Raw genomic sequence first — 6,108 nt, 5'->3', positions numbered from 1 at the left:
CGCTGCTCGACATCGGCGACGGGCATGTGCGGGATGGTGACTTCGACCGGGCGCTCGCCTGCTACTACGCGGCGCGTGCGCTGGCGCGGGACAATTCGGATGACTCGGCCGTGATGCGGGCGACTGAGGGGATAAATCGGACCACCAGGCTGGCGTGACGGCACCTCTCCAAGCGGCGCCCTTCTGGGCGACGTGTTCTGGAGGCGCTCTCTGGGAGGGCGTGTTCTGGGAGGGCGTGCTTCTAACGCGCTTTCTGGGGGCGCTTTTTGGGAGGGCGTGCTTCTGAAGGCGCTTTCTGGAGGCGTTTCCTAAGCGGGCGTGACAGCGGTGGCGCGCCATGCCACGCGCCACCACCGACCCCGTTGCACGCATTGCACGCGCTAAACAGAATGTCAGGCGACAGTAAGGACCGGGTTAAGGCTCAAGCCTGATGCGGACCTTGGCGGCATCCGCGACCGCCTGGAGGAGCACGGCGTGCCGCGGCTCCGGCACCTCATAGACCCGCTCATAGCGCTTGGCCAACAGGGGCGCCAGGCGCGGGTCGGCCAGGATCTGCTCGATGATCCCGCGGTCGCCCCCACACACGAACGCGTCCATGTCACCGGCCGCGGGCAGCAGCACGCGGGCCGCGATTTCGGCGGCCTCCCGCACGCCCGCCTCGGTCTGGTTGGCCCGCCTGCGGGCGAAGCGCTGCTGCGACCACCCGCCCGCCGCAGTGCGTCCTTGCTGGTAGAAGCGCTCCACCTTGGACGCTTCGAGCTTGCCGCCGACGCTGACGCCCACGGCGCAGGCGCCCCGCCGCGCCAGCAGCAGACCGAGCCTCTTCTCCAGCTTGAGCGAGGCCAGCAGCTGGTCGACCGTGGTCACGGTCGGCGAACCGGGCGGCGGGAACAGCAGGGCCGTGTCGCCGTTGGCCGCCCGCAGCAGCAGGCCCTCCTCGGTGGCCCCGTCGTGGCGCTGGTAAAAGCCGTCAAGCCAGCCCGCGAGCCGGTGGGGCGAGATGTCAACCCAGCGCATCTAGTGCAGCGTCCACATCGGACTCAGTGTTGTAGAGGTGGAACGAGGCCCGCACGCGCCCCGCCCGCACGGCCGCGTGGATGCCCGCTTCATCAAGCTTGCGCTTGGCATCGGGCACCTCCACCGTGACGATCGCGCTGTCGCCCGGCGGTTGCCCGAGCCCGGTGAGGAAGCGATTGGCCAGAGCCAGATTGTGGTGATGAATCGCTTGCACGCCAATGCTTTCGACCACGTCGAGGGCCGCCGCCGTGCCGACCCACGCATGCCAGGCGGGGGAGAGGTCGAACGCGCGGGCGTCGTGCGCCAGGCGCAGCGGGAGGCCGTAGTACGACTCGTGCACGTGGTCGCCCGCATACCACCCCGCGGCCAGCGGGCGCATCCGCTCGCGCAACTCCGGACGCAGATAGATGAAGCCCGTGCCGCGCGGGGACATCAGCCATTTGTAGGCCCCGACCACGACCGCGTCGGCGAGCGAGCCGTCGTACGGCAGCCAGCCCGTGGCCTGGGTCGCGTCGACTACCACCCACGCGTTGTGGGCGCGCGCCGCCTCGACGATGCCCGCATAGTCCGCCACCTGACCGGTCGCCGACTGCACGAGCGAAAACGCCACCACGTCAACGCTCTCATCGATGTGCTCGGCGAACTTCTCCACCGGCGCGGTCCGGACCACGACGCCGCGATCGGCGTGCACCGCCCACGGGAACACGTTGGAGGTGAACTCGATGTCGGGCACCAGCACGGTCGCGCCATCGGGGACGGCGGCAGCCACTGGCGACAGCAACTGCGACACCTGCGCGCCGACCGCGACATCCGATTCATTGACATTGATTATCTTCGAGTACGCCGAACGCGCCCGCGTGACCGAGGAGTCCCAGCCTTCCCAGCTCGTGCGCCCCTCCCGCCAGTCGGCGAGCGCCGCCTGCAGGGCCTCCCACGCGCTGTCCGGCGGCAGGCCGTAGCTCGCGGTGTTGAGCCACCCGGGCCGGGCGGTCCACAGATGATCCATTAATCCAGTATGGCAGGCTGAGCCGATGACCTTGGGAGCCAATCCGCACGTAGTGGACCTTCTCCGGGAACGCTTCACGGCGGCCGCCGACCCGCAGCGGGCCGTGGCCATGCGTGCCTACATGCGTGACCAGTTCCCGTTCCTCGGCATCCCGAGCCCGCAGTTGAAGGTGCTCCTGCGCGGGGTTTCACCCACTGACCTGAAGGCGACCGTGCTCGCGTTGTGGAACCTGCCCGAGCGCGAATATCAGTACGCGGCGTGCGCGCTGCTGCGGCGCGGCGTCAAGTCGTGCGACGAGTCGTTCATCGGGACCGCGCGGCACCTGATCGTCACCAAATCGTGGTGGGACACGGTCGACACGCTCGCCGCGCACACGGTAGGCCCGCTTGTCGCACGCCATCCGTCGCTCGTGAACGTCATGGACGAGTGGATCCGGGACGACAACATGTGGATCGCGCGCACCGCACTGCTGCATCAGCTGGGCTACAAGGAGTCGACCGACCCCGAGCGGCTGTTCCGGTACTGTCTGGAGCGCGCCGACCACCCCGACTTCTTCATCCGCAAGGCGATCGGGTGGGCGCTGCGGCAGTACGCGTGGGTCCAGCCGGAGGCGGTGCGTGCCTTCGTCAAGGCCAACGAAGGCACGCTGTCCCCACTGTCCAAAAAGGAAGCCCTCAAGAACGTCGGCTGAACCCCACCGGCCCCGGCGCGCGATGGCGTCCCTTCCTAGGCTTGCCATACCACATCCCGAACGAGGCGAGGGCAAACCCAATCCCCGCAACGACATACACCCAGCCGAACGAGCGCTTCGGCACCTGCGGCGCATCGGCGAGGTTGGGGAGGAAATCGTCTTCGTCCGGCGGCTCGCCGGCGTCGGCCGACGGTGTCGGCTCCTCCGGCGTCGAGCTCGCAGCCGGGTTCGCCGACGTCTTCGATGACGCCTGGCCCGCGCCGATGGCCTCGATCGCGACGGTCGCGCCGCTGGAGGTCGCCGACTTCACCTTGATGGTTATCTTGTTGGCGGTATCCGTGATCGTGCTCCCGGCCGGGGTCGGGTTGACCATGTAGGCGTTCTTGTAGTCGCCGCCGGTGACCGCATAGACCCGCACACCGGGCGTGCGGATGGAACTGTCCACACCGGACACTGCCGCGCGCAGCTCGATGACGTAGCTCAGCGGGCCGCCCGTGCGGTATTCGAGCGCGCGCGTGCCGCCGCCCGTGGAATAGAGCGGTTTGAGGCTGAACGTGCCCGGTTTGGAGGCCAGCGTGCGCTCGATCCACTGGGAGTGCAACAGCTCCACCGACGAGTAGCCGCGGCCGGCCCCGCCCGAGCCCATCGGGGTGTTGCCGCTGTATCCGCTTGGTCTGCAGGCGGCCATCGACCCGCCGGCGCAGTCCTTCTTGGGCTGGTGCGGATAGCCCTGGTTGTGGCCCATCTCATGGACGATGGCCGACAGTGAGGGCCTCGGCGGGTACCACGTGACGCGCCCCGGCATCTGGCCGAGCCCGGCCCACGGGCAGCTGCCGGTGTCGAACACGACCGCGAGCGCATCCCACGACACCCCGGTCGTGGCCATGAAGTCCTCGGCCGTGTCCTTGGCGGCGTCGGCGTGGCAGCGTGACCGGTCGCCGTTGCGCAACTCGTCATTGGGCTGGACCTGATAGATGCCGATCCCGGCGGGCACGTAGCTCAGCTGGCCGTGGGTCACCGCGCCCATCCACGTCCGCAGCGAGTTGCCGGGCCCGAAGAACACGCCCGCGATGTAGCCCGGGTCGGCCAGCTGTGCCCGCTCCCCATCCGTGTCTCCATTTTGGATCATCACGATCGCCAGGCGTTTCGTCACGGCCGCCTCGGCCTCGGCGGGCCAGACGACAACGATGGCGCCGACCGCGAGGAGCGCGGCGAACAGCGGCCGCACGGCGAGGAGGGGGCCCACAGCGGGGAAGGAACGCAGAGCGAGAAGAGAGCGCACAGCGGGGCGGCGGCGCGCGGCGGAAAAGGGGCGCACAGCGAGGAGGGGGCGCACAGCGGTGAAACTACCGCAATGCGCCCCCAATCGCATCAGTTTCGTCGGGATGCCGCCTCGGGCGGTCCACTACTCAGTTGCGTAGGCGAGCTCACGCTCCGGCTCATCGGCCGTTTCCGCCTGCGCCGCAACGGGTTTGATGACCGTGGCGGCGAGCACGATCGCGATCAGCACGAGCACCGCACCGATCCCGAACGCCAGCGTGAAGCCGCTCGTGAGCGCGCTGTTCTGGGCGACACCCTCGCCGATGAGGGTGGCCGTGCGCCCGGTGGACAGGGTGGCCAGGACCGCGAGGCCCAGCGCGCCGCCCACCTGCGCGGTGGTGTTGACCAGACCCGAGGCCAGGCCCGCGTCCTGCTCGGTCGCGCCGGACATGGCCAGCCCCATCAGGGTCGGGAACGACACGCCCAGCCCGACGCCCATCAGGAGCATCGACGGGAACATGTCGGTCAGATAGTCGCCGTCGACCGGCACCTGAGTGAACAGGACAAGTCCGATGAGGATCAGAGTCAGCCCGGTCAGCAGCACCGGCCGTGGCCCGAACCGCTCGATCAGCCGGGCCGACAGGCCCACCGACAGACCCCCGATGGCGACGGCGACAGGCAGGAACGCCAGCCCGATCTGCAACGCGTCGTATCCGAGCACGTATTGCATGTAGAGCGTGCCCAGGAAGAACATGCCGAACATGCCCGCGATCATCAGGATCTGCACCACGTTGGCGCCGGACACGTTGCGGGACTTGAAGATGCGCAGCGGCAGCAGCGGGTTGGCCGCCTTGACCTGCCGCACCAGGAAGCCCACCAGCAACGCGATGGACACCGCGCCCAGGCCCAGCGTGTGCGCGGAGACCCAGCCGTAGTGCTCTGCCTTCACGATCGTGTAGACGCCGAGCATGAGCGAGGAGGTCACGAGCAGCGCGCCGAGCACGTCGGCACCCTGGCGCAGGCCCACCCCGCGGTCGTTTTCGAGCAGCCGGACCGCGAACACCAGCGCCGCGATGCCGATCGGCAGATTTACCAGGAAGATCCAGTTCCAGCTGAGCGCCTGGGTCAGCAAGCCTCCCGCGAGCAGGCCGATCGAGGCGCCGGCCGCGGCGACGAAACTGAACACGCCGATCGCACGGGCCTGCTCGGCCGGCTTCGGAAACATGGTCACGATCATGCCGAGGATCACCGCGGTCGACATCGCCCCGCCGACCCCCTGCAGGAAGCGGGCGAAGATAAGCATTTCAGGGCTGCCGGCGGCACCGCACAGCAGCGAGGCGAGGGTGAAGGTGGTCAGGCCGATGAGGAAAATGCGCTTGCGCCCGATCAGATCACCGAGCCGGCCCGCAAGGAGCAGCAGGCCGCCGAAGGCGATGAGATAAGCGTTGATCACCCACGCCAGCCCGGCCTGGGTGAAGCCGAGGTCTTCCTGGATGGCGGGGAGCGCTACGTTCACGATGGTCTGGTCCAGGACGATCATCAGCATCCCGGCGCAGAGAACGATCAGTGCGATCCAGCGTTTGTCTTTCACAAACGCGACCGTACCAGATGGTTTTGTTCGGGACTATTCTTTATTGAACGAGTTGCGGAGCTCTCACCGCGCGCCGCCTGGGCGGCTTCTCGCAGGCCGCCGGGGTGGACAGCCGGCCCTCGGCCAGCTTGGTCAGCGCACCGAGAAAGGCCTCCCGCTCGCGCCCGGCCAGCGTGGACAGCACATCGTCATAGATGTCTTGCACTATCTGCGCCGTCTTGGCGACCATCTCGGCACCCTTGTCGGTGACCGCGATGATCCGCGCGCGTCGATCTCTGGTGGACAATCTGCGCTCCGCCAGGCCCGCCTTTTCGAGTGTGTCGATCGTCACGACCATCGTGGTCTTGTCGAGGTTGCACGCGGCGGCCAGCTCGCTCTGCGTCAGCTCGCCCCCCACGGCCCGGCTCAGGACGCAGTTTTCCCGCGGCGTGATGCCCAGCGCCGCGAGGCGGGCGGCCAGCTCCGTCTCCAGCACGTGGCTCGCGACGTGCAAGAGCATCATCAAGTCGGTCACGTCAACCAGCGTAACAAAACTAGTCTCGA

The 6,108-nt window shown here is 68.2% G+C and carries 6 protein-coding genes; 1 reads left to right on the top strand and 5 read right to left on the bottom strand.

Going from position 1 to position 6,108, the window contains the following annotated elements:
- Window positions 1-414: 414 nt before the first annotated feature.
- Together DM816_RS12865 and DM816_RS12860 are read right to left on the bottom strand one after the other, a co-directional pair.
- The gene (locus DM816_RS12865) at window positions 415-1,017 is read right to left on the bottom strand and encodes an acVLRF1 family peptidyl-tRNA hydrolase (protein WP_117210443.1); all 603 of its coding nucleotides are present in this window, start codon (window positions 1,015-1,017) and stop codon (window positions 415-417) included.
- Window positions 1,004-2,023, bottom strand: coding sequence for an aminotransferase class V-fold PLP-dependent enzyme (locus tag DM816_RS12860; RefSeq protein WP_117210442.1), 1,020 nt, complete (start codon window positions 2,021-2,023; stop codon window positions 1,004-1,006). The genes DM816_RS12865 and DM816_RS12860 overlap by 14 nt, the downstream gene beginning before the upstream one ends.
- A gap of 25 nt (window positions 2,024-2,048) precedes the next feature.
- Between DM816_RS12860 and DM816_RS12855 the strand changes: the two genes are divergently transcribed.
- Window positions 2,049-2,714, top strand: coding sequence for a DNA alkylation repair protein (locus DM816_RS12855; RefSeq protein WP_117210441.1), 666 nt, complete (start codon window positions 2,049-2,051; stop codon window positions 2,712-2,714).
- Here DM816_RS12855 and DM816_RS12850 read toward each other — a convergent pair.
- The 3 genes from DM816_RS12850 to DM816_RS12840 all read right to left on the bottom strand — a co-directional run bounded on the left by DM816_RS12850 (window position 2,698) and on the right by DM816_RS12840 (window position 6,079).
- Entirely contained in the window at window positions 2,698-3,960 is a 1,263-nt protein-coding gene (locus tag DM816_RS12850; protein ID WP_117210440.1) for a zinc metalloprotease, read from the bottom strand. The two genes, DM816_RS12855 and DM816_RS12850, sit on opposite strands and share 17 nt — an antisense overlap.
- 159 nt (window positions 3,961-4,119) lie before the next feature.
- Entirely contained in the window at window positions 4,120-5,565 is a 1,446-nt protein-coding gene (locus DM816_RS12845) for a DHA2 family efflux MFS transporter permease subunit (protein WP_246001919.1), read from the bottom strand.
- 40 nt (window positions 5,566-5,605) lie between these two features.
- A complete protein-coding gene (locus DM816_RS12840; protein ID WP_246001918.1) occupies window positions 5,606-6,079 on the bottom strand; it encodes a MarR family winged helix-turn-helix transcriptional regulator in 474 nt (157 codons plus the stop codon).
- Window positions 6,080-6,108 lie beyond the last annotated feature (29 nt).

The organism is Allorhizocola rhizosphaerae (assembly GCF_003426775.1).
Taxonomy (GTDB): Bacteria; Actinomycetota; Actinomycetes; order Mycobacteriales; family Micromonosporaceae; genus Allorhizocola; species Allorhizocola rhizosphaerae.
Note: the sequence above shows the minus strand (reverse complement) of the source record. Positions and strands in the feature narration are given on the sequence as shown.